Source organism: Mesorhizobium sp. M4A.F.Ca.ET.090.04.2.1 (assembly GCF_003999085.1).
In the GTDB taxonomy this organism is placed as follows: Bacteria; Pseudomonadota; Alphaproteobacteria; order Rhizobiales; family Rhizobiaceae; genus Mesorhizobium.
This window is the reverse complement of record NZ_RZOT01000702.1, coordinates 1-2,433: the sequence shown is the minus strand read 5'-3', so window position 1 is coordinate 2,433 and position 2,433 is coordinate 1. Positions and strand designations below refer to the sequence as shown.

Below are 2,433 nucleotides of genomic sequence, written 5' to 3'. Positions count from 1 at the left end.
GTATGGGCTGACCCTGCAGATCGCCGGGCTTTCCGACGAGGGCAAGAGCATGGTGCGCCGCGACCTCGACGACGGCGCCTTCATCCTGTTCCACCTGGCGGACGACGGACGGCTGGTGGCGGCGAGCGGCATCGGTCCGGGCAATGCGGTGGCGCGCGATATCCGCCTGGCGGAAATGCTGATCGCCAAGCGCGCGGCGCCGGCGCCGGCGGCGCTCGGCTCGCAAACGGTCAAGCTCAAATCGCTGCTGGCGGCGTGAGGCTTCGGAAGGTGCCGGCATCTCGTGCGGCATGAGGGGGATCAAGAAATGGCACGCAACAGACCGACGGTCGCCGACCTGCAAGCGCTGAAGGGCAAGCGTCAGTTGTCCAAGCTGCGCGTCTTCTCGCTGGAAGAAGCGGAAGCCGCCGAAAGCGCTGGCATCGACATCATCTCGGTCACCTATGACCTGATCTTCGACCCGCGTTTCCGCGACGCCGCGCCGACCTGCTTCGCCATTCCCGGCGACGAACAGGCCAAGATGGGCGCCACCACCGACGATATCCTGCGCACAGCGGTGAAGCTGCGCGCGGCGAGCGCCGATGCGATGTACTGCTCGGCCAGTTTGCAGACGATCCGCCGGCTGCGCGACGAGCACATCCCGGTCTGCGGCCATGTCGGCCTGGTCCCGGCGCATGCGACCTGGACCGGCGGCTTCAAGGCGGTCGGCAAGACCGCCGAGAGCGCCGCTTTCGTCTGGAAGCAGGTCAAGGACCTCGAGGCGGCCGGCGCCTTCGCCGCCGAAATCGAGGTGGTGCCGGCCGAGGTCGCCAGCGCGATCTCGCGGCGCACGCCGCTGATCATGATCTCGATGGGTGCCGGCGCCGGCTGCGATGCCCAGTATCTGTTCTCGGAAGACGTGCTCGGCACCAATCGCGGCCGCTATCCGCGCCACGCCAAGCGCTACCGCGATCTCGCGGCGGAGTTCGACCGCATTCAGAGCGAGCGCATCGCCGCGTTCCGCGAATATGCCGCCGACATCCAGTCGGGCGCCTATCCGGAACCGCGCCACATGGTCGAGGCGGACGCGCTGGAATTGCGCAAGTTCGAGGCGTTCCTCGACGCGGAAGGCTAAACAGCCCGAACCCGAGGCGGCTAGAACAGCGCCTTCAGTTCGTCCAGCTTGTCGTTGACCAGCCAGCCGTAATAATTTTCCTCGGGCAGCTTTTCCGGCTCGCCGGCGGCGCGACGCTTGTCGTTCTCGGCCTTCAAAGCAGAGGCGCGCTGCTCGGGATTGCCGACATTGTAGAGCGTCGCCGTGAGGCCGGGATTGTCGGAGATGTCGAAGCCGGCAATGTTCTTATAGGCATCGATCGACGTCCTGATCGTCGCCGCGACATAGGCCAGCGTCAGGTCCGGATCCATGATGGTCTTGTAGACCGTGTTCGGATCGCCGACGTCGAGCTTCGGCAGTCCGGAAACCTTGTGCACGAGATCGCTCATCTGCAGCGCGGTCAGCGGATTGAGCTGGCCGAGGCCGAAGGTCTGGCCGGCATAATAGGGCTGGAAAAAGGTGGCGCCGAAACGGTCGTTGGGGAAGCTCGTCCCCCCGATGCTCTTGCCGCGGAACGAATGGTTCCAGACCTGCTCGCGGCATTCCCACAGATCGTAGCTGTCGGTCATGCCGGCGCATTTCTTGAATTCGGGGCGCTGGACGAAATCGCTGATGTCCTCGCCGTCATAGGCGAAGGAGAGCTTGCTCGACAGATAGGAGATCGCCTTGACGTAATAGGTCTGCAGCCGGTCGTAGGCGTCGACATTGTAGGTATGCTCGCCGACGATGGCGCCGACGATGTGCATCGGGTCGATGCCATAGGCGCCAGCCTCCTTCCTGATCTTGGCGCGCAGATCGGCGTCGCTCTTCAGCAGCGCGTAGACCTTGCGGTATTTGGCCTGGAAGGTCGTGTTGGTGGCTTGCGTCCGCCGGCTGGAGGCGCCCGGTATGTCGGGCTGGACGGCGTTGCGGTTTCCCGGCGGCACCAGGGTCTGCGCGTTGGCCACGGCCACAGCCGCCGCCATAGCCAGGCCGAGAAGGAGAAGAAGCCGTCTTTTCATACGCCGCCGCCCGTCAAGGCGCCCTGCCGGAACGATCCGGCAAGGCGCCTTAAGTGTTTTCTTCCATGCGTGCCCCAAACCGCTCGACAGTTTGGGCATGCCCGAGTCGCCGGGCAAACTAGGTAAAGCAGGTGGGAGAGTCGAGAGAAGCCCGCCTCCCGCCAAGGCGAAAGCCGGCCAGATGCTTCCATTTGGCCACACCCCGCCCGCCGTGCCGGACAAGCCTTGCCGGCCCGCCCGAAGCCAGAACCCTGCCCGGCATCGGGTTCCTTGCTGATGCATATCGTTGTCCCAAAACCGCTGCGCACTTTTGGGCGACATGCATTTACAGGATGAATC

3 protein-coding genes are annotated in these 2,433 nt (G+C 64.7%); 2 read left to right on the top strand and 1 reads right to left on the bottom strand.

Annotated elements, in window-relative coordinates; translation table 11 throughout:
- On the top strand, positions 1–259 hold a 259-nt coding region (locus tag EN781_RS30655; protein WP_281034409.1), incomplete at its 5' end, for an oxidoreductase C-terminal domain-containing protein.
- A gap of 48 nt (positions 260–307) precedes the next feature.
- Complete coding sequence (locus EN781_RS30650) at positions 308–1,114, top strand: 3-methyl-2-oxobutanoate hydroxymethyltransferase (RefSeq protein ID WP_126057094.1); 807 nt, start codon at positions 308–310, stop codon at positions 1,112–1,114.
- 20 nt (positions 1,115–1,134) lie between these two features.
- Here the strand turns inward: EN781_RS30650 and EN781_RS30645 are convergent, their stop codons facing one another.
- Positions 1,135–2,094: a DUF1402 family protein gene (locus tag EN781_RS30645; protein WP_126057095.1), complete on the bottom strand. Its 960-nt coding sequence runs from the start codon at positions 2,092–2,094 to the stop codon at positions 1,135–1,137.
- Between the last annotated feature and the right edge of the window lie 339 nt (positions 2,095–2,433).